The following is a 26,246-nucleotide window of genomic DNA, read 5'->3' on the forward strand; positions in this document are numbered from 1 at the left end:
TTCCCAACCGCCCCACCCGTTCGTAGAGTCGTCAACCATGACTCCTCCAGTCGCACCGGCCAACTGGAGTCGTTGGCTGGTACCCCCCGCCGCCTTGTCGATCCACTTGTCCATCGGTCAGGCGTACTCCTGGAGCATCTTCAAGCCTCCGCTGGAATCGTCCCTGCACCTGTCGGCCACCGCGAGCGCCGTCCCCTTCCAGCTGGCCATCGTGATGCTGGGCCTGTCGGCCGCCTTCGGCGGCACGCTGGTGGAGCGGCACGGACCCCGGTGGGCCATGACCGTCGCGCTGTGCTGCTTCTCCTCCGGCTTCCTCATCGCCGCCCTCGGCGCTGTGACCCAGCAGTTCTGGCTGATCGTCTTCGGCTACGGATGCGTCGGCGGCGTGGGCCTGGGCATTGGCTACATCTCGCCGGTCTCCACCCTCGTCAAGTGGTTCCCCGACCGCCCCGGGGTGGCCACCGGCATCGCCATCATGGGCTTCGGCGGCGGCGCGCTCATCGCCTCGCCCTGGTCGGCGCAGATGCTGAAGTCCTTCGGCAGCGACCACCAGGGGATCGCGCTGGCCTTCCTGGTGCACGGCCTGTCGTACGCCGTCTTCATGGCGCTGGGCGTCCTGTTGATCCGGGTGCCGCGGCCCGGCCAGGCATCACGCGCGGCGGCGGCCGGCGCGGTGGACCGGCAACCCGCCCCCGCCGTCCAGGTGTCCGCCAACGCGGCCCTGCGGACACCGCAGTTCTGGCTGCTGTGGATCGTGCTGTGCATGAACGTGACGGCCGGCATCGGGATCCTGGAGCGTGCGGCTCCGATGATCACCGACTTCTTCGCCGACTCCTCGGCGCCCGTCTCGGTCTCCGCCGCCGCCGGTTTCGTCGCGCTGCTCTCCGCCGCCAACATGGCCGGCCGCATCGGCTGGTCCTCGCTGTCCGACATCGTCGGGCGCAAGAACATCTACCGGCTCTATCTGCTGGTCGGCACGGTGATGTACGTGCTCGTCTCGCAGGCGGGCGACGCGTCCAAGCCGCTCTTCGTCATCTGCGCGATGTGCATCCTCTCCTTCTACGGCGGCGGATTCGCCACGCTGCCCGCGTACTTGAAGGATCTCTTCGGCACGTACCAGATCGGGGCCATCCACGGCCGGCTGCTGACCGCCTGGTCGGTGGCGGGTGTGCTCGGGCCGCTCATCGTCGACTGGGTGGCCGACAGCCAGAAGGACGCGGGCAAGACCGGCCCTTCGGTCTACGGGATCTCCTTCGTCATCATGATCGTCCTGCTGCTGATCGGCCTGGTCGCCAATGAACTGATCAAGCCGGTCGCCGCCCGTCACCACGTACCCGCGCAGAGGGAGGCCACTGATGTCGGTATCGCCGGCACCCAGCAGCAAGGAGCGTGAACCCCGGCGCACCGCCCTGATCGTCTTCACGTGGGCCTGGGTCACTGTCCCGTTCGGATACGGCGTCTACGAGTTGGTCCTCAAGGCGAAGCAGCTCTTCACGAACTGAGGAGTGCAGCGCTCACCGGGCGCCGTCCCCGGGCGTTATGCACCAGTTTCTTGCCGTATGGCGGCGCTGTCAAGGCCGGACTCCGGCTCCCCGGCGGGGGACGTGGCGCGTCTTTCCGGGCGCCGCGTCCCCCGTTTGCCGGTCGGCGCTCCGGGGCGTTTGCTGGGAGGAGTGCCCCCGAACGGTGCCTTTCCGGCTACCGCCGGGGTGGCCGCGGCGGACGCCGATCCGGTGAGGAGCAGAGATGATCACCCAGGAGACGATCAACCGGCTGAGGCGGTTCGAGGAGCCCCGGTTCCCGGTAGTGTCGGTCTACGCGCAGGTTGATGTGGACCAGGGGCGCCGGCTGGATTTCCGCACCCGCGTCGCCGATCTGCTGAGCCGGGTCCGTCCCACGGCCGAGGACGGCTCGCTCGACCACGAGGTGCGGATGTCGCTGCGCGAGGACATGGCACGGATCTCCGAGGCGGCCGGGCGTGACCGCCCGAAGCCGGGAACGGTCGCGTTCTTCTCCTGCGGCGCCCGGGACTTCTTCGAGGAGGTCGAACTGCCCCGCCCGGTGCCCGACCGGGTGATGCTCGACACGAGCCCGTGGACCGCGCCGATGTTCGCGGTGCTGGACGAGTACCACCGCGTCTGCGCCGTACTGGTCGACAGGAGCCGCGCCCGCGCCTGGGAGTTCTACGTCGACGAACTGCGCGAGATCGAGGCATTCCGCGACCCGCGGCTGCGGAAGCCGAACTACGCGGCCGGCCGCGCGGAGGAGCGGGTCCGCAACAAGGCCGACGAGATGAGCAAGCGGCACTACCGGCGACTCGCGGCCGGGCTCGACGAGGCCCTCCGCGGCGGTGGGTTCGAGCTGCTCGCGCTCGGCGGGCAGGCGTACGAGCTGCCGGCGTTCACCGCGTTCCTCCCCCGCGGGCTGCGGGACCGGATCGCCGGCACCTTCAGTGCGGACCTCGACACGGCCACCGCGGCCGAGGTCCGCAAGAACATCGAGGCGATTGTCGCCGCCTACGACAGCGACGAGGAGCGGAAGCTGGTCGACCAGTGCCTGGCCGCGGCGGCTGCCGGCCGGCCGGCCGCGACGGGGCTGTCCGCGTCCTTGTGGGCGGGCTCGGTGGCCGCGGTGCAGGACCTGCTGGTCCAGGAGGGCGAGGTGGCGCCGGGCGTGGTGTGCGACCGCGACGGCTGGCTTGCCCTGTCGGGGGAGACCTGCCCCTTCTGCGGGGAAGCCGTGCGGCGGACCCCGGACGTCATCGAGGAACTCGTAGCCGCGGTGACGGACGAAGGCGGCAGCATCGAGCACGTGGCGGCCGAGACGCCGCTGCGCGAGCTGGTGGCCGCCGCGACCCTCCGCTTCCCGCTGCCCGCACCCCCTGACGCCGGTTAGGCAGCAGCCGCCCAACCCGTCGGACCGTGCCTCCGCGAGGGGCCCGCCTTCAGCCTCTGAAGCGGGCCCAGACCGCGTTGCCGCCGGTGAAGGCGGAGCGCTCGACGCCCCAGCGGTCGGCCATGTACTGGACGAGTAACAGACCGCGGCCGCCTTCGTCGTCCAGTCCCGGGGCGCGGGGGACCAGGTTGTGCATCGCGGTGTCGTGGTCGTGCACTTCGAGGTGGACCAGGGACTCGGCGGTGAGCCCCACACAGCACAGGAAGTCCGCACTGGCGGTGTGCCGCACCGCGTTGGTCGCGAGCTCGGACAGCACGAGGACCGCGTCCTCACGGACCTCCTCCGGCACCCCCCACGCGCACAGCAACTCCTGCGTCGCGGCACGGGCCGCGCCCACGCTGGCCCGTCTGGCGGGGAGTTCGAGCCAGCGGACTCTCTCGCGCACTGCGCCGCTGAGGAGTTGGGGGGAGGAGTAGGACGCGGTAAGAGGCACGGTTTCGCCTTCCGTCAGCGGACGGGCGCGCTGGGCGTGGGGAGTTCGGAACAGGCGGGGCGCGTGATGAGCGGCCTGCTCCCGGGTCGGGCCGAACCAGAAGAGCGCTGTGGTGAACGGTGAGGGAGACCACAGGTGTTACCGACGGGATCTATCACGCTGACACTATGCTCGCTGCCCTCTTCATGCCGCAACCATCTCTCTGATAATTTCATCTCGTACGCATCTTCCTGTCACTGACCGTCAGTTCGCGCACAGAGCTGGCCTGGTGACGGACCCTCAGGAGGCAGGTCGTGAGCGAAGCCCGTCCCACCGGCGGTACCAGCGCTCCCACCGTGCTCCGCATGATCCTCGGCCGGCGGCTGCGGGACCTGCGGGAAGGCGCCGGGGTGTCGCTGGAGGACGCGGCGAAGGCCCTGCGCGTCACGCCCCTGACGATCCGCCGGATGGAGAAGGCGGAAGTCGGCCTCAAGGTCCTCTACGTCGAGAAGCTCCTGGAGACCTACGGGGCCGACCAGCAGGAGATCGACGAGTTCACCGGCATGGCCGAGCAGGCCAACGAGCCCGGCTGGTGGCACCGGTACCGCGACGTGCTGCCGGGCTGGTTCACCGCCTACGTGAGCCTGGAGAGCGACGCCAGGACGCTGCGTACCTACGAACCCCACTACGTCACCGGACTGCTCCAGACGCACGCCTACGCCCGCGGCATCCTGAGCGCCGGGTTCCCCAACGACAGCGCGCGGGAACTCGAACGCCGGGTGGAGCTGCGGCTGCGCCGCCAGGGCCTGCTGGACCGGGCGGACGCGCCGACCCTGTGGGTGGTGATGGAAGAAGCCGTGCTGCACAAGCTCATCGGCGGCCCCGAGGTGATGCGGGAGCAGATCGACCGGCTGCTCGAAGCCTCGGAACGGCCCAACATCACCATCGACATCGTGCCGTTCACCGCGGGCGCCCATGTGGGCGCCTTCGCGCCTTTCACCTACTTCCGTTTCGACGCACCCGAGTTGCCCGACGTCGTCTACACCGAGCTGCTGTCGGGGTCGATCTACCTCGACCAGCGGCCCGACGTGGTCGCGCACCTCGAAGCGCACAACCGGATGTCTCTCCTGACCTCGTCAAGTGACAGCAAAACGCTTCTGAGCCGCATGCGAAAGGAGTACACATGACGATCAACGACGGTCTTGTCTACAACGGGATGCCCGCCGCCGATCTCGGCGAGACGGGGTGGGAACGCCCGTGGAGCGGGACCAGCGGCGGGCAGTGCGTGGAGATGAAGCGGCTGGCCGACGGCCGGGTCGCGGTACGGCAGTCGACGGATCCGGCCGGGCCCGCGCTGATCTACACGCCGGAAGAAATGGGGGCCTTCGTGACGGGAGTCAAGAACGGCCTCGCCGACCACATGACGGAGCACCAGCCGGCCGGCACAAGACCGGCGGACCGCGGGGCGCATCCGCAAGCGGCGCAGACGGTCAGAGCCAACCGGAGTATCAGTTGAGCCGGCCGGCTCCGCGCACCGCGACCGGCTCCGCGCACCACCGGCCGCCGCACCCCGGGGCAGACGGCCGCACGCACCACGAGCAGCTCCCAGCACGATCCACGCACACGACTGGAGGGACGCGATGACCGGCTCCCACGCCGCACGGGACATCGACACCAGCAAACCGCACTCGGCCCGCATGTACGACTACTACCTCGGCGGCAAGGACCACTTCGACGTCGACAAGAAGGCAGCCGAGCAGGTGGCGGTGGCCTATCCGGGGATCTTCGTGTGCGCCCGGGAGAACCGCGCGTTCATGCACCGGGCCACCCGTGTACTCGCCCGGGAGCACGGCATCCGGCAGTGGCTCGACATCGGCACCGGCATCCCCACCGAGCCCAACCTGCACCAGGTCGCGCAGGCGGTCGTCCCCGAGGCCCGGGTCGTCTATGCCGACAACGACCCCCTGGTGCTGAAGTACGCCGAGACCCTGATGCGCAGCACCCGCGAGGGCCGCACCACCTACATCGAGGCCGACGCCAACGAGCCCGATGTGCTGCTGAACGCCCCGGAACTCGCGGAAGTCCTCGACCTCACGAAGCCGGTCGCCCTCTCGCTGAACGCGCTCCTGCACTTCATCACCGACTCCCAGGACCCCTACGGGCTCGTCGGCCGCCTGATGGACGCCCTGCCCTCGGGCAGCGCGCTGGCCATCAGCCACTGCACCCCCGACTTCGACCCGGCCACCTGGGCGAAGGTCACGCAGATCTACACCAGCGGCGGAACGCCGGTCAGGTTCCGTCCCAAGGCCGAGGTCGCGCGCTTCTTCGACGGTCTCGACCTGCTCGAACCCGGCATAGTCGTCGGGCACCGCTGGCGCCCGGACGCCGCCGAGGGCGACGTCGACGAGAACCTCTCGGACGCCACGGTCAGTCTCTGGTCCGGGGTGGGTATCAAGCCGTAGCCCGCGCTCAGGTCCCGGCCGCGCGGGCGGCCGGGGACGAGCCCGCCCCGAGGAAGGCCAGGAGGTCGATCCGTGGCGGGCCGGGCCGGCCGACGGCCGCCCAGTGCAGGTCCCGTACCGTGCGCGCCGCGGCGCGGGTCACCACGTCGACGCCCGACTTGCGCTCGAACCAGTCCCAGTCGCCGTGCGCGTTCATCTCCAGGAACACCGCCTCCCCCCGGGAGACCAGGAAGTCGAAGGCCCCGTACCGCAGTTCCCAGACGCGGGCCAGGGCGCGTACGGCCTCGGTCACCGCGGGCGGCGCGGCGGCGGGCCGTATCCGCACCCGGTCCGCGCGGTCCCAGATGTCGCGCGGATCCTCCTTGACCACCTCGAAGGCGAGCACGTCACTGCCGATCAGGTAGACCCGGAACTCCGCCTCGTGGTCCACGTACTCCTGGAGCACCACCGGTGTCCCGGGGGGCAGCCCGAGCGCCCCGTCGAGCTGCGGCTCCTCCAGGACCTGCGGCAGGAACCAGGCGAACCGCCCGGGCTCGGGCTCCACGAAGTGCCGGTCGAGCACCTTGACGACGTACCGCCGGCCGGGGAGCCGCTCCGCGGCTGCCGCCGGATCCGTGGTGACCAGCCCGCGCGGGATGCGCACCCCGAGCGCCGCCGCCTGCGCCCGCTGCCGGAGCTGGCCGGGGTCGGTGCCCCCGATGGTGGTCGCCGAGATGAGGGACAGCTGGTCGGCCAGCGCCGCCCAGGAGTCCTGGTACAGCATGTGCCCGTCGGCCGGCCGGCTGTTCGGCGCGGCCCGCATGGAGAAGTGGCGCAGCCAGGTGACCGTGGGGGTGAACGGACGGCCGTTCACCGTCAGCGTGCCGTCGGGCTCGCAGGTGGCCTCGACGCACTCCAGGCCGTCCGCGTCGAGCCGGCGGACCGGCACCCCGACCCGGCGCAGCAGGGAGTCCAGTTCGGCGGCCTCCCGGTCACCGCGCCGGGTCAGCAGGAGCACGCAGCGTTCAGCCACGGGCGTTCTCCAGCAGCGACTCCGCCATCTCCAGCAGCCGCAGGGCCTTGTCGGAGCGCTGGTCGGGTGCCACCGAACGCAGCCGGGTGAGCAGTTCCAGGCCGATGGCGGCCTGGTCGGCGAGCAGGTCGAGTAGTTCGACGTCCGTCATCTCCCGTACGCCGTCGGAGCCGCGGTCCAGCACCTCCAGCACGCCGATGCACGCGTCGTCGCTGAACAGGGGTGCGGCCATGATGCTGTTGGGCACATAGCCGGTGGACGCGGCCGCCTGGCCGGAGAAGTGCTCGGACTCGCGCAGGTCGTCGATGAGCATCGACTGGCCCGAGGTGGCCACCCAGCCGGCGATGCCGGTCCCGGCCGGGAAACGGGACCCGACGAGCTGGTCGTCGCCCTCCCCGGAGACCGCGACGAAGACCAGCTCCCGGGTGTCGGGATCGACCAGGAAGATGGAGGAGGCGGCGGCCCCGAAGGCATGCCGGGCCACCCGCACGATGGACTGCAACAGGCGTCGCTCGGTGGACGCCGTCCTCTCACCGGACAGAGTCATGAGGACCTCCTAATCGGCCGGAGACATTGCCGGCGCACAGGAACAGGACCGTTTTCAGTTGGAACGGCGTGAGCCAGGGGTGCTTTGCCAGCACCAGCGCGCACAGGCCCGAGATGTGCGGTGCGGCGAAGCTGTTGCCGGTGGAGCGGATCGTGCCGCCGCCGGGCCACGCGACGGGGACCCGGACACCGCGGGCGTGGAACTCCACGGGCGGCGCCGGGTTGTAGTAGTACGCCATCGGGTCGTCCTCGTCGTGGCTGGCCACCGAGATCACCGAGGAGAACGACCAGGGGAAGCTGGGGATGGGCCGGTTGTGCGCGGAGACCACCAGCGTGCAGCGGCGGAAGTACGCCCGGTCCGCGAGGTCGTGCAGCTGCGCCGACAGGGCGGGGCGGGTGGTGGCAAGGCTCAGGTTGATGACGTCGAAGCCCTGGTCGATCGCCCAGGTCAGCCCCGCGATCAGCGCCTCGCCACTGCCCGACTTGCCGTCGGTGAGCACCTGGACGGACGACACCGACGCCGCGGGGGCCAGCGAACGGACGATCCCGGCGCAGGCGGTGCCGTGCCCGGCCCGGTCCTCGGCGTCGCAGGCGACGACGTCCACGCCCCCGCCGTCGTTCGTCACGGTGGTGACCGACGTGTCGACGTCGCCGACCAGCGGGTGGCCCGCCTGCACCCCGCTGTCGACCACGCACACCCGTACCCCCGCGCCGTCCGAGCCGCCCCACGCCCAGTCCGGGGAGACCCCGGTCATCGGGATCGCGGCGAACTCCTCCATCGCCTGCGTGCTGGTCGCCGCCCCCCAGGCCGGAATGCCCGGGGTGTGCTTCTTCGTCGGCCGTCTCCAGGGCGGAGCGGTCATCGGGGCTCCTCTCGGTCGGACATGCCGGCCGGGCCGGCGGGCTGCGCCGCCCCTGTGCCGGGGGCGGTCGCGGCGAGCCAGGTGCGGACCGCGTCGGCCGGCAGCGCCGCCTCCTTGGCCGTCAGCGCCTCCAGCGCCCGCTGGGCGGCACGCCGTGCGGCTGCCGTGACCCCCGCGGTGTGCAGTGCGCGGGCGGCCTCGAACCAGACGTCGCCGGTCAGGCACGGGTCGTCGGTGCGCTCCAGCACCGCGGCGGCCCGGTCCACCGCCGCCAGCACGCCGCCGGTGTCGCCGGCGCGGGCGGCCACGTGGGCCAGGAGGGCATGGCGGACCGCGAGCGCGTGGGTCTCCAGCGCCGTGTCCGCCGTTTCGCGCAGCCCGGCCTCGTACCCCTCGTCCCCGGCGCGGAACCGCTCGCGGGTGGCGTACACCCACAGCGTGGCGGCCGTGGTCGTCTGCCCGAGTCCGCCGAGCCGGGCGGCGGCCCGCGCGTACTGGCTCGCCGCCACCGCGTAGGCCCCGCACAGCGACTCCACCAGGCCGGCGGTCTGGTCGGCGGCGATGCCGCCCAGCACCAGGCCGAGGTCGGCGGAGTGCCGCCTGGCCTCGGCGACATCCTCGCGGGCCTCGGTCAGGCGGCCGGAGAGCGCCAGGTGACGTGCGCGGGTGAGCAGGATCGGCACCAGCAGCGAGCGGTCGGCGTCGAACCGCCCGGCCAGCTCCGCGCACAAGGTGATGGCCCGGCCGAGCGGCGTGGGGGACCACTGGGTGAGTTCGCACAGCGACGCCAGCAGCCGGTTCTCCTCGTAGGTGTCGCCGAGTCCGTGGGCGCGGTCGAGCGCGTCGCGTACCGCGGCCTCCGCCGCGCCGAGCCGGCCCTCGGTGAAACTGCGCAGCGAGGAGAGCTGGTGGAACCGGCACCAGGCCAAGTCGTCCGCGTCGTCCGGCTGTTCGGGACCGACCCGTGCGACGGCCGGCTGCGTGCCGCCGTGCGGTGCCCCGCTCGCCCGCGCCGGCCGCACCGCCTCGCCCGAGCGCAGGGCGACCGTCTCCCGGAGGATGCCGCACAGCCGCCCGGTGGACGGATCGCCGCCGCAGCGGCGCTCGGCCTCGGCGACGGCCTCCTGGGCGCGGTCCCACTGGCCCAGCGCCTCGTAGGCGTCGACGATACGTACCGCGAGCACCCGGTGTCCCCGGTCGCCGTCCGGGGTGAGCGTCCGGCCCCGCTCCATCAGCGCCACCGCGGCCGGCAGGTCGCGCCGCTGCAGGGCGAGGTAGCCCTCGGCCACCAGCGCCCGGGCGGCCCTGACCGTCAGCGCGGGCAGCGCGGGGTCGCCCCTGTGCACTTCGGTGAGCAGCCGCCAGGCCGACTCCAGATGGTGGGCGAGGTCGGTGCCGGCGGCACGGTCGCCGTGCTCGGCCTCGATGCGGTCGGCGAGCACGGTGTGCCAGGCGGCACGCCGGGCCTTGGACGTCATCTCGTAGAGGGTGTCGCGGGCGAGCATGCGGGTGAACCGGTAGTCGCCGGGCCGGCCGGTGGACTGGATCGCCCGCGAGGCCAGCAGCCGCCCCATCGCGTCGTGCAGGGCTCCGGGGGTGAGCGCCGGCGAGTCGGCGGTGAGCGCGCGTACGTCCTCCACGGTGAACGACCCGCCCACCCCGGCCGCCCGCTCCAGCACCTCCCGGTCGGTGGCGGGCAGCCGGTCCAGCCAGGCGGTGAGCAGCACCCGGATCGTGGTCGGCAGCCCCCGGCTGGACGACCTCGTGTCAGCGAGGTCCTCCAGCAGCAGCTCGGCGAACAGGGGGTTGCCGTCGCACTCCTGGACCACCCAGTCCAGGAGGTCGTCGGTGAGGGTGGCCCACTGCGGGGTGACCTCGGAGCGGTCGCTGAGCATGCCGACGAGTTCCGCCGTCTGCTCGCGGGTCAGCGGGTCGAGCCGCAGGGCGGCGACCGCGCCCGGGGCCTGGGACCGGCCGCCGGACGGTTCGGCGGACAGTTCCGCGGACAGGGCCGTCGCCGGGTCGGTGAACGGGTCGGTGTACGGGCCTGTGTACGGGTCCGCGGCCGGCGGCGCGCCCACGGTGTCCTCCGGCCGGGACAGGCATACGACAAGCACCTCGGCGTCGGAGAGCCCCTCGGCCGCCTCCCGGATCATCTCCACCAGGGTCGGCCCCGCCCAGTGGAAGTCCTCCAGTACCAGCACGACCGGAGCCCGCCGGCCGAGTGCCTCCAGCAGACAGCGGAACGCCCACCCGATCTCGTCCATGCTCACCGGCAGGCCGTTCTCCGCCCGCACCCCGAGCGCCACTCCCAGGGCGGTGACCGCCCGGGCGGCGCTCGGGTGGAACTCCAGGGCGGCGACCGCCTCCTCCCACCCGCCGGGCAGCGACCAGACCGCCTCAGCCAGCGGGCGGTGGGCCACCCCGGCGCCGTAGGGCTGGCAGGTGCCGCGCAGTACGACGGCGGGCCTGGCCACCGCCGTGCCGAGGAACTCCCGGACCAGACGTGACTTGCCGATGCCCGCGGCGCCCGCCACGGTGACCAGGCGGCAGCGGCGCTCGCGCCGGGCCGCGGTGAAGGCCCCGCTGAGCACGGCGAGTTCGGCGTCGCGGCCGACCAGCGGGGTCGCGTCGTCGTGGCCGGTGCCGTCGAGCAGTCCGACGACGCGCCGGGCGGCGACCGGTTCGCGCTTGCCCTTCAGCCGCAGCGGGGGGACGGCCTCGGTCCGTACCCACCCGCCCGCAAGCCGCGCGGTCTCCTCGCCGATGAGGATCTCGTGCGGGCCGGCGTGGGACTGCAGGCGGGCCGCGGTGTGCACGACGTCGCCCACCACGCGGGCGCCGCCGCCGGCGCCGGTGGAGACCACGGCCTCGCCCGAGGCGATCCCGCAGTGGACGTCGATCCGTACCCCGACCGCCCGCTCCAGCCCGGCATTGACCCCGGCCAGGGCGTCGCGCACCGCGCACGCGGCCTGTACGGCCCGCAGGGCGTCGTCCTCATGGGTGACGAACGCCCCGAACACGGCCATCACCGCGTCGCCGATGAACTTCTCGACGACGCCGCCGCGTTCGGTGACCGCGGTGGTGCAGGCCGCGTAGTACTGGTCCATCGTGCGCCGCAGGGCCTCCGGGTCGAGGGACTCGGCGAGCACGGTGGAGCTGACGAGGTCCACGAAGACCGCGGTGACGATCCTCCTGCTCTCGGCGGCCGGCCCGCCGCCGCTGAGCGGCGTACCGCAGCCGGGACAGAAACGCGCGCCTTCCGGTGTCGCCGTTCGGCAACTCCCGCACCGCCCCGCGGTACTCACAGGAGTTTGAGGTCCTGACCCTCCACCTCGGCGGCGGCGGCTTCGAGGCGCACCCTGACCGAGTTGAGCACCTGTACTTCCAGCTCGCTCAACTCTGCGAGGACGGTGCGCTGTTCACCGGCGAGCAGATCCACCGGGTGGCCGCCTTCGCGGAGGGCCTGCAAGGCATCGAAGCTCATCTCTACCGGCACCTCGTTCTTGTAGTGCGGCCAGTCGATACCGACTGGACCGACTGGACCGACCGGGCTGACCGGGCCGGCGGGACCGGTGGGGCCCGCCGCTCCGGCTGATCCGACCGGGTGCTCGCGGGCCGTGGTACGGCCCCCGTGAGCCCCGGTGTGCTCCTGGTGGGCCTGTCCGTCCGCGGGCAGCGGCGGCCAGATTCCCTGGACCAGGAGTCCGCGCGCGTAGAGCCGCGCGATCATTTCCGTGCGATTGGAGGCGCCCGTTCTCCGGAGCATGTTGCATAAGTGCGCCGCGACAGTATGCGGACTGATACTGAGATCTTTTGCGATACGGCGGTTCGACGCACCAGAGGCTACGAGGGAAGCGATCCGAATTTCACGTCCAGTCAAACCATCCACCTCGAATGCCGTGCTCGAAGTGCGGACCTGTGTGCGTAATTCGTCACCCACGGAGTCAGGGTAACGGCGTGACCTGTCCCCGACAATAGGCAACTTGTGCGGCCGATTGACCTGTGTGATGAGAGTGATGTGCTGTCCCGGTTTGCCGCTTTTCGACGCCGTTTCACTGGCCGGATCCTTTCGCCAGGATGGCCGGGCGGCCCGCGGATTCCTTGATCGCCGATTCATAGTCGATTGAGGGATGTGGAGTCTCCCGGCCGGGGCGCAGCCTTGCGGTACACCAACCCGGTGACCGCCTCCCCGAAGGAGTCAGGCATGTCCTACGAGCCCCTGGAAGCACTCCGCAGCGCCGGAACCCCCGTCGATCTGCTCTCGGACTCCGAGCGCGAGGTCTTCGCCGCCCTCAGCCCCGACGAGGTCTCCGTCCTCGGCTCGATCCAGACCCGGCTCAACGCCGTGGCGGCCGCGGTCGAGGGCCAGGTCGCGGACTCGAACACGAACGTCGTCTGCTGACCTGAGCGACCGACACCGAACGCCTCCCCGCCCCGGCCGGGGGAGGCACGGCGCACCGGAACCCGGCCCGGCGGTCCCCCGCCGGGCCGGGACCGGACACCCGCCGGCGCGGCCCGCGCCTGCCCTACGCGCCGGCCGCCGACCGTGCTCACTTCGCTCACTGCCGGGCCGGAAAGCGGCTCCGCGAGGCTGGAGGGACCCCCGATGGACACCGTGATGGACCGTGTGACGGATCCCGCGACGGAGCAGGTGAGCCGCTATCTGGTGCTGAGCGACCGCACCTACGCCGACGACAGCGGCATACGCGTGCGGCTTGCCTACAGCACCAGGACCGCGAAGCTGCTGGTGCTCGACCTGGCCACCGCGCAGGCCCTGGAGGCCGGCGACGCGGCCAGGGTGACACCCCCGTGGCGGGCGGTGCTGCGCGGCGCCGAGGTGCTCGTCCCGGCCGGCGAACGCGAGCTGCCCGCCGTCCTCGACCGCAACCGGGCCGCGTCACGCGACCGTTCCGCGGTCCAGATCGCCCTGCTGCCGACCTCGTACTGCAACATGGGCTGCTCCTACTGCGGCCAGGAACACACCCGCGGCGGCCTGACCCGCGACCACCGCAGCCAGGTCCGTGACCGCGTGCTGCGGGCCATCGCCGCCCCGACCACCCGGACCCTGCGGCTGGACTGGTTCGGCGCCGAGCCGATGGTCGGCTACCCGGTCATCCGCGACCTGGCCCCGCAGTTCGTCGCCGCCGCGGCCGAACGGGGCGTCGGCTATTCCTCGGTGCTGGTCACGAATGGATCATTGCTCACCGAACAGAAGCTGGACACCCTCATCCGCGTCTGTGGGGTGAACCATTTCGAGATCACCGTCGACGGACCGCCCGAGATGCACGACGCGCACCGGCCGCTGAAGAACGGCCGCGGCTCCTTCTGGAAGATCGTCAATACCGTACGGGCGGCACTCGACGTCCCCGAACTGCGCGGCGCCCAATTCGTGTTCCGCACGAACGTGGATACCCACAACCAGGATTCCGTACCCCGCTACATCGAACTCATGGCGGAGCTCGGATTCGCCCGGCCCAATGTCTCCTTCTCGATCCTGCCGGTGCACTCGTGGGGCAATGATGTATCCGCCATCGAGGTGTCCAAGCAGAACTTCGCCGACCGCGAGACACAGTGGCTGCGGCTGCTGCTCCAGCACGGGCTGGGCGTCCGGCTGCTGCCCAGCACCGCCAAGACGGTGGTCTGCCCGGCGACCACGACCTCGGCGGAGATCATCAGCAGCACCGGCAACATCTTCTCCTGCAGCGAGCACCCGCTGGTCCCCGAGGCCGAACGGAACCTCGCCCTGGTCCACCTCGACGCCGCGGGCACCGCGACCGGGCGCCCGGTGGGGCTCTTCGACGGGTGGAACGACGACATCGAGCGGGGCCGCAGCTGGTGCACCGGCTGCGTCTTCCTGCCCACCTGCGGCGGGTCCTGCCCCAAGGCGTGGCACGAGGGCCATCCACCGTGCCCCAGCTACAAGTTCAACGTCCAGGACCGGCTGGACATGGTGGCCGCCGGCAGCGGTCTGCAGCCCGCGGCCGGCGAGGCCGCCGGTGCCCGGTGACGGCCCGTCCGGCCGCCGGCGCCCCTGTGGCGGGGCAGGCAGGCCGCGCGGTCCGGCCCCGGGTGCTGATCGGGGTGTGCGGTTCGGGCAATGTGCTGGCGCTCCCGCAGTATCTGCTGGCGCTCCGTTCCGGCCTTGACGCCGACATCCGCGTCGTCATGACCCGCTCGGCGGCGGCCCTGCTGCCGGCCCCGACCGTACGGCTGGTGTGCGAGCAGGTGTACTGCGACGGGCAGGACGAGCTGACCGCGGGCCATGTCTCCCTGGCGGTCTGGGCCGACCGGTTCGTGGTGCTGCCCGCCACCGCCAACATGCTCGGCCAGGCGGCCCACGGACTGGCCTCCGGACTGCTCAGCTCCGCGCTGCTCGCCCATGAGCGCCCGGTGCTCTTCTTCCCCAGCATGAACCGGCGGATGTGGGAACGTCCGCCGGTACGCCGCAATGTGGCGCAGTTGCGCGCGGACGGTCATGTGGTGGCCGAGCCGGTGCCGGTCGCCGCCTGGCAGATCGCCACCCAGGATGTACAGGAGAACTGCGGGCTTCCGCCGCCGCCGACGGTCGCCGCGATGGTGGGGGAGTTCTGCCGGCTGCCTCTCGGCCCCGAGGTGCCGCCGGCCGCGTGACCCCGGACCCGTACGGGCCGCCGGCGCGTCCAGTCCTTCGGGACCTCCGCGTCCTTCGTGTCTTCCGGGCCTTCCGGGTCCTTCGTGTCTTCCGGGTCTTCCGGGTCCTCCGGGTCCTCCGGGACCGTCCGCACCGACCCACCCGCCCCGCCCCGCCCCGCCGGCTTCCGAGGAGAAGCCGGTTTCCTAGGAGGAGAAGTGGCCGCAGCCGCAGGCAGGTTACGTACGGCGTTCGTCAGCGGGCCGTTGGCGGTGCGCGGTTTCCGGCTGCTGCTCACCGGTCAGATCGCGTCCACGCTCGGCGACTACTGCTACGCCGTGGCCCTGCCCTGGCTGATCCTCTCCGGGCACGGCGGCACGGTCCTGCTCGGCACGGTCCTCGCGTGTTACGGCATTCCGCGGGTGGTCACCATCCCGCTCGGCGGCATGGTGGCCGACCGGTTCGGCGGGCGGCGCGTGATGCTCGTGGCCGACGCGGTACGGGCGGTGGCCGTCGGTGCGCTGGCGGTACTCGCCTCCACCGGCACCCCGACACTCGCCCAACTCGCCCCCATTGCCGTGGTCCTGGGCGCGGGGGCCGGCATGTTCATCCCTTCCTCGTACACGGTGCTGCCCGCGCTGCTGGCGAAGGACGACCTCGGGCGCGGCAACGCGCTGTCCACGATGGTGAACCAGTTCGGCGGGCTGCTCGGACCCGCCGCGGGCGGTGCCCTGGTGGCGTCCTTCGGGGCCTGGCCTGCGCTCGCCGTCGATGCCGCGTCCTTCGCGGTGTCGGCCGCCGCGCTCTTCCGGATGCGGTCGCGGCCCGACCCGGACGGCGCGGTGGACGCCGGGCCTGCGGAAGGTGCCGGCACCGGGTCCCCCGGCCCCTCCTTCGCCCAACTCCTGCGCAAGGGACGGCTGTTGCACGTCGTCCTGGTGGTGGCTCTGATCTGCAACCTCGCCTACAGCGGCACGATCGAGGTCGCGCTGCCCGACTTCGCCCACGAGCGGCTGGGCGCCGCGGGGTACGGCGTGCTGCTGACCTGTCTGAGCCTGGGCGGACTCGGCGGCTCCCTGCTGGCCGCGCGCAGCCGTACCGTGCAGTCCCCCGCGCGGCTCTTCGCGGCGCTCGCCGTCGTGATGGGCATCGCGCTCGCCGTGACGCCGTACGTCGGCGGGCTGGTCGGCGCGGCGGTGAGCCTGTGCCTGTACGCCGCGGCCAGCGGGTGGCAGAACATCGTCGCGGTGACGATGCTCCAGGTGTGGTCACCGCCGGCCCTCATCGGCCGGGTGATGAGCCTGGTGATGCTGGCCGTGATGGGCACGTTCCCGATCTCGGTGGCGGTGGCGGGGTTCGGTGTGCACCATCTGGGCGCGGCGCCCTTCTTCCCGGTGGCCGGCGCGGCCATCGCCTTCGCGGTGCTGGCGGCGCTCACCCAGAAGGCGTTCCGCGGCTACCACGCGGGCGGCGAATACGCCCCGCCCCCCACGTCCCCGTCCCCGGACGCCGACCCTCCCCCGCCCGCCGCGGATGCCCCCGCCACTCCGCCCCCCGCTCCCGTTCCGCCCCCCGCTCCCGCCGCGGACCCGCCGCACACCGCGGCGCCCGCCGGCCCCGCCGCCCCGGACGTCCCCCCGGAGGCACCTGCGGCGCCGGCAGCCGCCGGCACGCCCCCGGTGCCGGTTGCCGCCGATGCGGCTGCGAAGCGTTTGTCCGGGGGGTCGCCCCGGGCCGGCGGGGAGGCAGCGGAGGCCGGCCCCGGTGTCCGTTCGGCGCGTTCCGGGCCGGCGCCCGGGACGCAGGCCCTCCGCTCCACCCACCCGTGGCACGACAGCAGTCAGGAGTCGCAGGCATGAGTGTGTTCGTTCCCCTGGAACCGTCGCGGCTCAACAGCCCGGCCCCGCGCAGCGGTCAAGGCACCGGTGATGTCCCGTACCTGCTGGTCAACCCGCCCGTGACCGACCCGACCACCCCGTACCACTCGATCCCCTATCTGGTGGGTGCCGCGCGCGCCGCCGGACACGGTACGTACGCCTGCGTGGACGCCAATCTCGACGCCTTCGCCCACCTCTCGCGCCCCGACAGGTTCGGCGCCGCCATCGACAGAGCCCGGCGGCTGCGCGCGGCGATCGAGGCCGGCCCCGTCCCGCCCACCCGGCACGACGAGATCCGCTACCGGATGACGCTGGCCGCCGAGGGACTGACCCCCACCTCGGCACGTGACGCCATCGCCGTCTTCAAGGACCCCGACCTCTTCTACCACCCGCCGACCTACGCCCAGGCCGTCGCGGTGATGGCCCGCTGGTGGGACCTGATCGCACTGGAGATGCCGCCCGGCGCCCTGGACGGCTTCTCGATGCGCGCCAAGTCCACCGTCAACCTCTGCAGCACCGCGGACATGTCCGACCCCGACGTGGTCGCCTCCGTCGCGCGCCCCTTCGAGGGCTACCTCGCCGAGGAGTTCGGCGCCCGGCTGCGCGAACGGCCCTGGGGCCTGGTCGGCCTGTCCGTCAACTACACCAGCCAGCTTCCCGTCGCGCTGCGGATGGCCCGGCTGATCCGGGAGGCGCTGCCGGACACGGTGATCGTCTTCGGCGGGACCGAGGTCGGCGACGTGGTGAAGTACACCGAGGACCGCGACCGGGTCTGGCAGGTCTTCCAGGACGCCGACCTGATCGTCCCCGGCGAGGGCGAGACCGCGCTCATCGGGATCCTCGACGCGATCCGCGACGGCACGGACTTCGACCGTATCGGCGGGGTGATGACCCGCACCCGGCCCGACCCGCTGATCGCCTACGGCAGTGTCGCCACGCTCGCCGGGCCGGCCTACGACGTCTGGGAGTGGGACCGGTACTGGTCGCCCGAGCCGGTGATCCTCTACAGCCCCACCCGCGGCTGCTACTGGAACAAGTGCACCTTCTGCGACTACGGCCTCAACACCGACCGGCCCACCTCGCCGTCGCGCGAACGCCCGGTGGCCGCGGTGCTGGAGGATCTGCGCGAGGCGACCCGCTTCGGCCGCACCGTGTACTTCGCGGTGGACGCGATGTCCCCCCGCTATCTGCGGACGCTGGCCGCCGCGCTCGCCGCGTCGCCGATGGAGGTGCGGTGGTCCGCCGAACTCCGCCTGGAGCGCACCTTCCCCAAGCGCTCGGTCGGTGAACTCCTGGCCGCCTCCGGCTGCGTGGCGGTCTCCTTCGGCTACGAGTCCGGTGCCCAGCGGATCCTCGACCTCATCGACAAGGGCGTGCAGATCGCCAACGTCCCCGGCGTGCTGACCGAGTTGGCGCGCAACGGCATCGCCGCCCAGATGATGGGGTTCACCGGATTCCCCACCGAGTCCGAGACGGAGGCGCTGGCCACCTACGAGTTCTTGCAGGACCACGAGAAGCTCTGGACGACCGCCGGGATCGGGGTGTTCAACCTGACGCCGGGCTCCATCGTCGCCAAGGACCCGGACCGGTTCGGCATCGAACTGCTCGCGCCGTCGGCCTCGGACGACATCAAACGGTACCTGCCGTGGCGGAAGGCGGGGACGCAGGAGGACTGCTGGCCCGAGGCGGCCGATCCGCGTATTCCGCAGGAGTACATCGCGAGCACCCGCCGGGTCAGCTTCGACCGGCCCTTCGTCGGTGGCATCGACTCGGCGCACAGCCTGCTGTACTACGCCCGCTACGGACGGGAGTTGCTGCCGGAGGCGGCTCCGAACGAGCCGCCGCGCGTCCGCCTGGTCGAGGAACCGGTCCTCAACCTGCGGTTCGACTCCTTCGACGGGCTGACCGGCGTCGACGACCTGATGACCGAGGTGGGGCGGAGAAGCAGGCAGCGCCTGGCGACCACGGCGTCGGCGTACGACGCGTGGCTGGAAGGCGCCGGATCGGCCGGCCCCGGCTCCTGCGCGGTCCTGGTACTGGCCCACGGCGACATCGTGCAGCTTCCGCCGGGTGTGGACTTCTCCGCCGACAGCCCGCTCGGCCGGGCCCTGCGGCTCATGGTGACCTCGCAGGCCCGTATCTGACGCTCCGACGCCGTCCAGGGTGAGTTGACGGACCATCAGAAATGGTGGCCTCGCGACGGGGTGCGCCCGCCCGTGCCATAAGGTCACCGCGAACGGGGAGCGGTGGCGCCCCCGCCAGCATGTTCAGGAGAGCAGCAATGAGCTTCTTCACGAAGATTGCCGAGATCACCGCGAAGGGCTTCGAAGCGGGCGAGGACGCGGTCCAGGAGTACGCCGAGAACCGCCACGCCGCGAAGCTCTTCCTCAAGCTCGGCATAGCCGTCTACGCCGAGCAGCGCCTCAACGGCTCCCACGTCCCCGTCGAGCGCATCCTCCTCGCCCTGGACGGCCACGCCGCCGAATACGGCGAGGTCGACCTCGACGACCTGGACGCGGCCCGCGACGTCCTCGGCGAGGAATTCCTCGCCGACCTCAACGCCGAGGCCGGCGCGGACGCCACCGCGGACGCCGCCGCCACGGCGGACCCCGCCCCCGCCCCGGCCCCCGCCGCCCAGTAACCCGGGGCACGGCGGTCTTCGTCACCTCGTCGGCGCCCGCGCCGCCGCCGTCCGGCGCCAGGAGAGCCGGTCACCCCGCTTCGGCGGGGGAGCCGTCTCCGTCCAGGAAACCGAGGCTGCGCAGCCAGTCGTCGTCGAAGACCTTGGAGAGGTAGTTGCGGCCGGAGTCCGGCAGCAGGACGACGACGAGGTCGTCCGGGCCGAGTCCGGCCGCCACCCGCAGCGCGGCGGCCACCGCGGTGCCGGCCGAGCCGCCCACCAGCAGCCCCTCCTCGCGGGCCAGGCGCCGGGCGGTCAGCAGGGAGTCGCGGTCGCTGATCCGCTCGAACCGGTCGACGACCGCCGGGTGGTAGGACCGCGGCCAGGTGTCGTCCACCGTCTCCGGGTGGCGGAAGCGCCCGATGCTCTCCACCGCGTACGGGCTCCCGTCGCCCCCGGAGTAGACCGACGCCTCCGGGTCGGCGCCGACCACCGTCACCCGGCCGCCGCTGACCTCCTTGAGGTATTCACCGGTCCCGGTGATCGTGCCGCCGGTGCCGATGCCGCACACCAGGTGGGTGATCCGTCCGTCGGTCTGCCGCCAGATCTCCGGTCCGGTGGTGCGGTAATGCGCCTGCGGATTGGCCGGGTTGTCGTACTGGTCGGCCAGCCAGCCACCCGGTGTCTCGGCGGCGGTCCGCGCGGCAACGGAGTGCACATGGTCCGGGTGCTCGCGCGGCACATCGGTCGGGCAGACGATCACCTCGGCGCCGTAGGCACGCAGTACGGCGATCTTCTCCGCGCTGCTCTTCGCCGGGATGGCGAAAACGCACCGGTAGCCGCGCTGGGCGGCGATCATGGCCAGGCCGACCCCGGTGTTGCCCGAGGTGCCTTCGACGATGGTGCCGCCGGGCAGCAGCAGCCCGGCCTGCTCGGCCGCTTCGACCATCGTCAGCGCGATGCGGTCCTTCACGCTGCCACCGGGGTTGACGTACTCCAGTTTCCCGTAGACCGGTGCGGGTGCGGTGCCGGTGACGCGGTTGAGCCGCACCAGCGGGGTGTTGCCGACCACGTCGGCGAGGGATGCGCGGACGTCCACTGCGGTGCTCCTTGCGTCGGACGGTGCCGCCGGCGCGGGCTGCCCCCGGCGTGCCAGGGCGCTTTGGTCGGCGGTGCCTTCGGAAAAGCGGGGGAAGGGGGAAGCGCCGGGGCACGGGCGGCGGCCGGCGCGGACAACGGCCCGTACGCGGGCAGGCACCACCGTGAAGCGGGCAGCCGGCCGAGCGGTCAGGGGCGACAGATGGCGCTGGAGACGCGGTGCAGATCGATGTGCCGGCGGGCCGCGAAACGCGGGGCGGACAAGGGCGCGCAGCGTGTGACGGCAACGGGAGCCGGGGCAGTGGCCCCGGCCGCGGTCGGCCGGTACGGCATCAGCGGCGCGGTCCTTTTCGGCGCGGGGACATCACCCGCCTCGGGCGACGCCCGCAATCTACCAGCGCGAACACCGGTGCGGGAGAGCCGACTTCGGCCACCGGCCGGCCCGGCGACGGCGTCCCGCCGCGAGCACCGGCGGCCGGCCGCGACCACCGGTGGGGCCGGCCGCCGGGTGAGCCGCTCCCGCTCCCGGCGGGGTTTGCCGGGAGGTGGAAAATCCGCCATCCGAGGCGCGACGGCCCGCATTTGTGCGGCGCCATGGGCCCCCTTGACACCGTCAGCACCACAGGGCTTCACTCGTCACGGTGGCCGCAATGGGATCCGGTGATCCTGTCCGGTTCTTGTGCACACCGCCCTTCGAGATCCTGAATTCTCCCGTTCCGTCGATGTGGAGGTATCCATGAAGCTCGTTCGGTTGGTCAACAGGTTCCGCCCGGAGAAGAGCCTGAAGGCGTACGCCTGGTACGGCTGGGTGTAAGTCCGGCTTTCTCCCTCTCGGACTCGCGCGGGGCCGGGAACCCACCGGCCCCGCGCGGGTGCCCAACCCTGGAGTCCGCGTATGCCCCAGCAACGCGCCGGCGGTCGCACCCGGCCCGTGGAGTTCGCCCCGAGAATCGAAGAGCTGCTCAGCCGCCATCTCGGTTCGCACCTGTTCCGTCTGGAGCCCGACACGATCGGCGTGGCCGGACCCGATCTGATGGACCGTCTGCTCGCGTGCAGGCCGGCGAACGCGGCCGAGCGGCCCACCTTCAAGCCCGTGCAGGGGCGGCTCGTCAGCCGCGCCGACGCCTCCACCTATATGCAGGCGGTGGGTTCTGACGTGCGGGCCGCGCTGCAACGCCCCCAGGACGCCGCGGTCGACCTGACCGGCCGGTGGCCGCACGCCGCGCACACCTACCTGCGCGACCTCGTGTTCGGCGACGAAAGCCTCCGCTTCCGTGTGCTGGTCGACCGGCGGCTGGAGCTGACCCCGAAGATCACCTGGTCGGCGGTCGCCTCCGGAGCGGCTTTTCTGGGAAAGCCCCGCAATGACGCGCCGCTGTCGAAACTGGCCTCACTGGTGCTCGATTCGACGTCGTATGCCGACCGCCGCTATGCCATGTACCTTTACCGGCGGGTGGCGGCGCCGGTCTGTTTCACCGTTTCCGCGCTCGTCACCAACGCCCTCTGGCTCGGGGCCCCTTTCGGCGACGGCGTACCGAACCGGAACATCATCCTGGAGGCGCTGCGGCTGCTTCCGCCGTCCTGGAACATTCTGCGGGTGGCGTCCCCGGAATTCCCGGCGGTGGACGAACGGATCGGCCCAGGGGACGACATTCTGCTGCTCCCGCTGCTGAGCCACCGCGACCCCGGACTCTGGGACGAGCCAGGGGAGTTCCTTCCCGAGCGCTGGGACGGACTGGACGGCGACCGGCACCCCGGATATCTCCCGTTCGGGCCGGCCAGTGAGCGCTGCTGGGGCCGCCACATGGTCCTGCCCCTCGCCGAACGCCTGCTGGACATCGTCCGCCGTGACGGCCTGGTCGTCAGCCCGGACCAGACCCGGGCGAGGGTCGAACTCGACGGCCTGCTCGAAGTCTCCGAAGTCCGGATGGTGCGTCCCTGACGGCGAGGTGCCCGGGCGCCGGAACCCCGGGAAAAGGGGGTTCCCCGCGCCGGGCCGCGGCGCGGGGAACCTCCTGATCAGACGGCTTAGTAGGGGCCGTTGACGTTGTCGATCGAGCCGTACACGTGGTACGCGTAGTTGCACGCGGCGGTGATGTTGGCGACCGGGTCGTAGATGTTCGTCGAGGTGCCCGGCACGTGGTACGCGGTGAACGTCGGCTGGATGACCTGCAGCAGGCCGATGGAGGGGTGGCCGGCGGCGGCGTTGGAGTCCCACAGGTTGATGGCGTTCGGGTTGCCGGACGACTCCCGCATGGTGTTGCGGTAGATGCCGTCGTAGCTTCCGGGGATCCCGTTCTGCGCCATGATCGCCAGCGAGTGCTTGATCCACCCGTCGAGGTCGTCGGTGTACGCGGGGGTGGTGGCGGCGGCCGTGGTCACCGAGACCTTGGCAGCGGTCGCGGTGGCCGTCGCGTGGGTGGCCGACGGCAGCGTCAGGACCTGGCGGGGGTGAATGATGTACGGGCTGGAAATCTTGTTGGCCGCTGCGATGGCCTTCCAGCCGGCCGCCACTTTCTGGGACCTGGCGATGCCTATCAGGGTGTCGCCGGGCTTGACGGTGTACGTGGTCTTGCCGGCGTGCGGCGTCGTTCCCGAGGTGGCCGGTGCGGCCGGCGGAGCGCTGGCGGCGTGGGCGGTTCCGGTCACCGCCGCGCAGGTCAGGGCGGCGAAGGTGCCGACGACGACGGCGCCACGGGTGGAGAGCAGACGCGCTCCGATCGAACGGTTGAAGGCATGCTTGGGCATGGTTCGGCCTTTCCAAGGATTACGTGAGCGCAGTCGCCGGTCCCCCTTCTCCATCCGACCCGCATTTCGTTTAGCGGTGTGCTGCGGCGAGCACATTGTTAGCAGCAGGAAAACGGCTGGACAATTGCCCTTTGTGCTAAGCCGCTTAGTAGAAGCCTTTGCGGCGGGCCGCGCCATGGCCCTGGAAATAGGCGGCCGAGCGGGCCGATACGGCACTACCCGGCTTCGTAGGTGATGTACGTCCTATGCCGCGCATCACTCCGGACGGCCCGGAAAACCCCGCGGAGCGATGTGCTTTCCGGCGGCGGTGCGGGCGGGGGTGGCTTATGCGGCGGCACCCATATTCGAGCAAAGGCTGCATTCAATATCATTCAGTCTCAATGGTTATAAAAAGGACATAAGTTCCGCGATGAATCCGGCCGGTGATCCGGCCGGTGATCCGGCCGGTGATCCGGACAGCAAGAGGCCCCGGGCGGCGGACCCGGGGCCTGGCGGAACGGCGAGGCGGCGGTCAGGCGCCGACGTACGCCGCGAGGTGTTCGCCGGTGAGCGTGGAGCGGGCCGCGACCAGGTCGGCCGGGGTGCCCTCGAAGACGATCCGGCCGCCGTCGTGCCCGGCGCCGGGGCCGAGGTCGATGATCCAGTCGGCGTGCGCCATCACCGCCTGGTGGTGCTCGACGACGATGACCGACGTGCCGGAGTCCACGAGCCGGTCGAGCAGGCCGAGCAGCTGCTCGACATCGGCGAGGTGGAGGCCGGCGGTCGGCTCGTCGAGGACGTAGACGCCGCCCTTCTCCGCCATATGCGTGGCCAGCTTCAGCCGCTGCCGCTCGCCGCCGGAGAGCGTGGTGAGCGGCTGGCCGAGGCTGAGATAGCCGAGCCCCACGTCGGCGAGCCGGCCGAGGACGGCGTGCGCGGCGGGCGTACGGGCCGCACCCGTGCCGAAGAACTCCTCGGCCTCGGTCACCGGCATCGCGAGCACCTCGCTGATGTCGCGGCCCCCGAGGCGGTAGGCGAGCACCGACGCATCGAAGCGCTTGCCCTCGCACTCCTCGCAGGTGGTGGCGACGCCGGCCATCATCGCCAGGTCGGTGAAGACGACCCCGGCGCCGTTGCAGCCGGGGCAGGCGCCCTCGGAGTTCGCGCTGAACAGCGCCGGCTTCACACCATTGGCCTTCGCGAACGCCTTGCGGACCGGTTCGAGCAGCCCGGTGTACGTCGCCGGGTTGCTCCGGCGCGAGCCGCGGATGGCGCTCTGGTCGATCGCCACCACGCCCGCGCGGGCCGCCCCCGCGTCGCTGACCACCGACCCCCGTACCAGCGAGCTCTTGCCGGAGCCGGCCACGCCGGTCACGACGGTCAGCACCCCGAGCGGGATGTCCACGTCGACATCCCGCAGGTTGTGCGTGGCCGCGCCGCGGACCTCCAGCGTGCCGGTGGGGGTGCGGACCTTCTCCTTGACCGCGGCCCGGTCGTCGAAGTGGCGGCCGGTGAGGGTGCCGCCGGACCGCAGCGCCTCGACGGTGCCCTCGAAGCAGACGCTGCCGCCTTCCGTGCCGGCGCCCGGACCCAGGTCCACGACGTGGTCGGCGATCGCGATCGTCTCCGGCTTGTGCTCCACGACGAGCACGGTGTTCCCCTTGTCCCGCAGCCGGAGCAGCAGGCCGTTCATCCGCTGGATGTCATGGGGGTGCAGACCGATGGTGGGCTCGTCGAAGACATAGGTGACATCGGTGAGCGAGGAGCCGAGGTGGCGGACCATCTTGACGCGCTGCGCCTCGCCGCCCGACAGCGTGCCCGACGGCCGGTCGAGTGTGAGATAGCCGAGGCCGATCTCCGAGAACGAGTCGAGGGTGTCCCCCAGCGCGGTGAGCAGCGGCGCCACCGAGGGCTCGTCGAGCCCGCGCACCCAGTCGGCCAGGTCGCTGATCTGCATCGCGCAGGCGTCGGCGATGCTGATCTTCGCGATGCGCGACGACCGGGCCGCCTCGCTGAGCCGGGTCCCGCCGCAGTCGGGGCAGGTGGTGAAGGTGACCGCCCTGTCCACGAACTCCCGTACGTGCGGCTGGAGGGAGTCACGGTCCTTGGACAGCATCGACTTCTCGACCCGGGGGACCAGCCCCTCGTAGGTCATGTTGATGCCCGCGATCTTCATCCGGACCGGCTCGTGATGCAGGAAGTCGTGCAACTCCTTCTCGCTGAACCGGCCGACCGGCTTGTCCGGGTCGTAGAAGCCCGACTCGATGTAGAGCCGCGAGTTCCAGCCGCCGCCCTTGTAGCCCGGCACGGTGATCGCGCCCTCGTTGAGCGACTTGGAGTCGTCGTAGAGCTGGGCGAGGTCGATGTCGGAGACGGTGCCGCGGCCCTCGCAGCGCGCGCACATCCCGCCGGTCCGGTTGTACGTCACCTTCTGCGCCTTCTTGGCGCCCCGCTCGACGGTCATCGCGCCGCTGGCCCGGACCGAGGGGACGTTGAAGGCGTACGCGCTCGGCGGGCCGATGTGCGGCTGCCCGAGCCGGCTGAAGAGGATGCGCAGCATCGCGTTGGCGTCGGTGGCGGTGCCGACCGTGGAGCGGGCGTCGGCCCCCATCCGCTGCTGGTCGACGACGATCGCGGTCGTGAGCCCTTCGAGTACGTCGGCCTCGGGCCGCGCGGAGGCGGGCATGAAGCCCTGTACGAAGGCGCTGTACGTCTCGTTGATCAGCCGCTGCGACTCCGCCGCGATCGTGCCGAACACCAGGGAGCTCTTGCCCGAGCCGGAGACGCCGGTGAAGACCGTCAGCCGGCGCTTCGGGATCTCGACGCTGATGTCCTTGAGGTTGTTCACGCGCGCGCCGTGCACGCGAATGACATCGTGGCTGTCGGCTCCGTGGCTGTCGGCTCGGTGCGGCGCGGGCGGCTGCGGGCCGGTGCTCGGCGTGGTGCGAGGCGTGGTGGGAGCGGCGCCGGTGGCTGCGCTGGTAGCGGTGTCGGCGGCTGCGCTGGTGGAGGCGCTCATCGTCTCTCCGTCGTCGGGCGGCAGCCGCCGCGGGCCGGCGTA

Annotated in this window: 23 protein-coding genes and 2 pseudogenes; 14 read left to right on the forward strand and 11 right to left on the reverse strand. The window is 71.8% G+C overall.

The genetic code is table 11. The features are described from left to right. Positions 1-37: 37 nt before the first annotated feature. The 3 genes from OG552_RS18985 (at position 38) to OG552_RS18995 (ending at position 2,895) form a co-directional block, all read left to right on the forward strand. Positions 38-1,393: an OFA family MFS transporter gene (locus OG552_RS18985; protein ID WP_329134453.1), complete on the forward strand. Its 1,356-nt coding sequence runs from the start codon at positions 38-40 to the stop codon at positions 1,391-1,393. After that, a complete protein-coding gene (locus tag OG552_RS18990) occupies positions 1,356-1,502 on the forward strand; it encodes an MFS transporter small subunit (RefSeq protein WP_329134455.1) in 147 nt (48 codons plus the stop codon). Before OG552_RS18985 ends, OG552_RS18990 begins: the two co-directional genes overlap by 38 nt. A 244-nt stretch (positions 1,503-1,746) precedes the next feature. Further along, complete coding sequence (locus tag OG552_RS18995) at positions 1,747-2,895, forward strand: baeRF10 domain-containing protein (protein WP_329134457.1); 1,149 nt, start codon at positions 1,747-1,749, stop codon at positions 2,893-2,895. A gap of 49 nt (positions 2,896-2,944) precedes the next feature. Here OG552_RS18995 and OG552_RS19000 read toward each other — a convergent pair whose 3' ends face one another. Then, entirely contained in the window at positions 2,945-3,388 is a 444-nt protein-coding gene (locus OG552_RS19000) for an ATP-binding protein (protein ID WP_329134459.1), read from the reverse strand. 293 nt (positions 3,389-3,681) lie between these two features. Between OG552_RS19000 and OG552_RS19005 the strand changes: the two genes are divergently transcribed. The 3 genes and pseudogenes from OG552_RS19005 to OG552_RS19015 all read left to right on the forward strand — a co-directional run bounded on the left by OG552_RS19005 (position 3,682) and on the right by OG552_RS19015 (position 5,829). Continuing rightward, a complete protein-coding gene (locus OG552_RS19005) occupies positions 3,682-4,554 on the forward strand; it encodes a helix-turn-helix domain-containing protein (RefSeq protein ID WP_329134460.1) in 873 nt (290 codons plus the stop codon). Further along, positions 4,551-4,793, forward strand: a pseudogene (locus OG552_RS19010) (DUF397 domain-containing protein); the annotation flags it as partial. The gene OG552_RS19005 and the pseudogene OG552_RS19010, both read left to right, overlap by 4 nt. 214 nt (positions 4,794-5,007) lie before the next feature. Next, the gene (locus OG552_RS19015) at positions 5,008-5,829 is read left to right on the forward strand and encodes an SAM-dependent methyltransferase (protein ID WP_329134464.1); all 822 of its coding nucleotides are present in this window, start codon (positions 5,008-5,010) and stop codon (positions 5,827-5,829) included. A gap of 7 nt (positions 5,830-5,836) precedes the next feature. On the opposite strand, the gene OG552_RS19020 is transcribed toward OG552_RS19015, so the two are convergent. The 6 genes and pseudogenes from OG552_RS19020 to OG552_RS36440 all read right to left on the reverse strand — a co-directional run. Continuing rightward, positions 5,837-6,841, reverse strand: a complete 1,005-nt coding sequence (locus tag OG552_RS19020) for a hypothetical protein (RefSeq protein ID WP_329134466.1) — start codon at positions 6,839-6,841, stop codon at positions 5,837-5,839. Then, positions 6,834-7,388: a GAF domain-containing protein gene (locus OG552_RS19025; RefSeq protein ID WP_329134468.1), complete on the reverse strand. Its 555-nt coding sequence runs from the start codon at positions 7,386-7,388 to the stop codon at positions 6,834-6,836. Before OG552_RS19025 ends, OG552_RS19020 begins: the two co-directional genes overlap by 8 nt. Next, a complete protein-coding gene (locus OG552_RS19030) occupies positions 7,372-8,250 on the reverse strand; it encodes a S8 family serine peptidase (protein ID WP_329134470.1) in 879 nt (292 codons plus the stop codon). Before OG552_RS19030 ends, OG552_RS19025 begins: the two co-directional genes overlap by 17 nt. Beyond that, on the reverse strand, positions 8,247-11,558 hold the full coding sequence (locus OG552_RS19035; protein WP_329134472.1) for an AAA family ATPase: 3,312 nt from the start codon (positions 11,556-11,558) through the stop codon (positions 8,247-8,249). Before OG552_RS19035 ends, OG552_RS19030 begins: the two co-directional genes overlap by 4 nt. Next, a complete protein-coding gene (locus OG552_RS19040; RefSeq protein WP_329134474.1) occupies positions 11,555-11,983 on the reverse strand; it encodes an aroma-sacti cluster domain-containing protein in 429 nt (142 codons plus the stop codon). Before OG552_RS19040 ends, OG552_RS19035 begins: the two co-directional genes overlap by 4 nt. A 6-nt stretch (positions 11,984-11,989) precedes the next feature. Then, a pseudogene (locus OG552_RS36440) lies at positions 11,990-12,370 on the reverse strand (helix-turn-helix domain-containing protein); the annotation flags it as partial. A gap of 87 nt (positions 12,371-12,457) precedes the next feature. Here OG552_RS36440 and OG552_RS19045 point away from each other — a divergent pair. The 6 genes from OG552_RS19045 (at position 12,458) to OG552_RS19070 (ending at position 19,381) form a co-directional block, all read left to right on the forward strand. After that, positions 12,458-12,655, forward strand: a complete 198-nt coding sequence (locus OG552_RS19045; RefSeq protein WP_329134476.1) for an aroma-sacti cluster domain-containing protein — start codon at positions 12,458-12,460, stop codon at positions 12,653-12,655. 204 nt (positions 12,656-12,859) lie between these two features. Then, complete coding sequence (locus OG552_RS19050; RefSeq protein ID WP_329134478.1) at positions 12,860-14,260, forward strand: radical SAM protein; 1,401 nt, start codon at positions 12,860-12,862, stop codon at positions 14,258-14,260. Beyond that, positions 14,257-14,883: a flavoprotein gene (locus OG552_RS19055; RefSeq protein WP_329134480.1), complete on the forward strand. Its 627-nt coding sequence runs from the start codon at positions 14,257-14,259 to the stop codon at positions 14,881-14,883. The genes OG552_RS19050 and OG552_RS19055 overlap by 4 nt, the downstream gene beginning before the upstream one ends. A gap of 198 nt (positions 14,884-15,081) precedes the next feature. Next, positions 15,082-16,722 carry an MFS transporter gene (locus OG552_RS19060; RefSeq protein ID WP_329134482.1) on the forward strand — a complete coding sequence of 547 codons (1,641 nt, stop codon included), beginning with the start codon at positions 15,082-15,084 and terminating at the stop codon, positions 16,720-16,722. After that, positions 16,719-18,884, forward strand: a complete 2,166-nt coding sequence (locus tag OG552_RS19065) for a B12-binding domain-containing radical SAM protein (RefSeq protein WP_329134484.1) — start codon at positions 16,719-16,721, stop codon at positions 18,882-18,884. The genes OG552_RS19060 and OG552_RS19065 overlap by 4 nt, the downstream gene beginning before the upstream one ends. 137 nt (positions 18,885-19,021) lie before the next feature. Then, the gene (locus tag OG552_RS19070) at positions 19,022-19,381 is read left to right on the forward strand and encodes a hypothetical protein (protein WP_329134486.1); all 360 of its coding nucleotides are present in this window, start codon (positions 19,022-19,024) and stop codon (positions 19,379-19,381) included. A gap of 70 nt (positions 19,382-19,451) precedes the next feature. Here the strand turns inward: OG552_RS19070 and OG552_RS19075 are convergent, their stop codons facing one another. Further along, positions 19,452-20,459 carry a PLP-dependent cysteine synthase family protein gene (locus tag OG552_RS19075; protein ID WP_329134488.1) on the reverse strand — a complete coding sequence of 336 codons (1,008 nt, stop codon included), beginning with the start codon at positions 20,457-20,459 and terminating at the stop codon, positions 19,452-19,454. Between the two features lie 188 nt (positions 20,460-20,647). Continuing rightward, positions 20,648-21,040, reverse strand: a complete 393-nt coding sequence (locus tag OG552_RS36445; RefSeq protein WP_443070975.1) for a putative leader peptide — start codon at positions 21,038-21,040, stop codon at positions 20,648-20,650. A 154-nt stretch (positions 21,041-21,194) separates the two neighbouring features. Between OG552_RS36445 and OG552_RS36450 the strand changes: the two genes are divergently transcribed. Together OG552_RS36450 and OG552_RS19080 are read left to right on the forward strand one after the other, a co-directional pair. After that, a complete protein-coding gene (locus tag OG552_RS36450) occupies positions 21,195-21,272 on the forward strand; it encodes a tryptorubin family RiPP precursor (RefSeq protein ID WP_443071177.1) in 78 nt (25 codons plus the stop codon). A gap of 81 nt (positions 21,273-21,353) precedes the next feature. Further along, the gene (locus tag OG552_RS19080; protein ID WP_329134489.1) at positions 21,354-22,400 is read left to right on the forward strand and encodes a cytochrome P450; all 1,047 of its coding nucleotides are present in this window, start codon (positions 21,354-21,356) and stop codon (positions 22,398-22,400) included. Between the two features lie 86 nt (positions 22,401-22,486). On the opposite strand, the gene OG552_RS19085 is transcribed toward OG552_RS19080, so the two are convergent. Next, on the reverse strand, positions 22,487-23,206 hold the full coding sequence (locus OG552_RS19085; protein ID WP_329134491.1) for a LysM peptidoglycan-binding domain-containing protein: 720 nt from the start codon (positions 23,204-23,206) through the stop codon (positions 22,487-22,489). Between the two features lie 511 nt (positions 23,207-23,717). Next, entirely contained in the window at positions 23,718-26,204 is a 2,487-nt protein-coding gene (locus tag OG552_RS19090; RefSeq protein WP_329134494.1) for an excinuclease ABC subunit UvrA, read from the reverse strand. Positions 26,205-26,246 lie beyond the last annotated feature (42 nt).

It is taken from the genome of Streptomyces sp. NBC_01476 (genome assembly GCF_036227265.1).
Classification (GTDB): Bacteria; Actinomycetota; Actinomycetes; order Streptomycetales; family Streptomycetaceae; genus Actinacidiphila.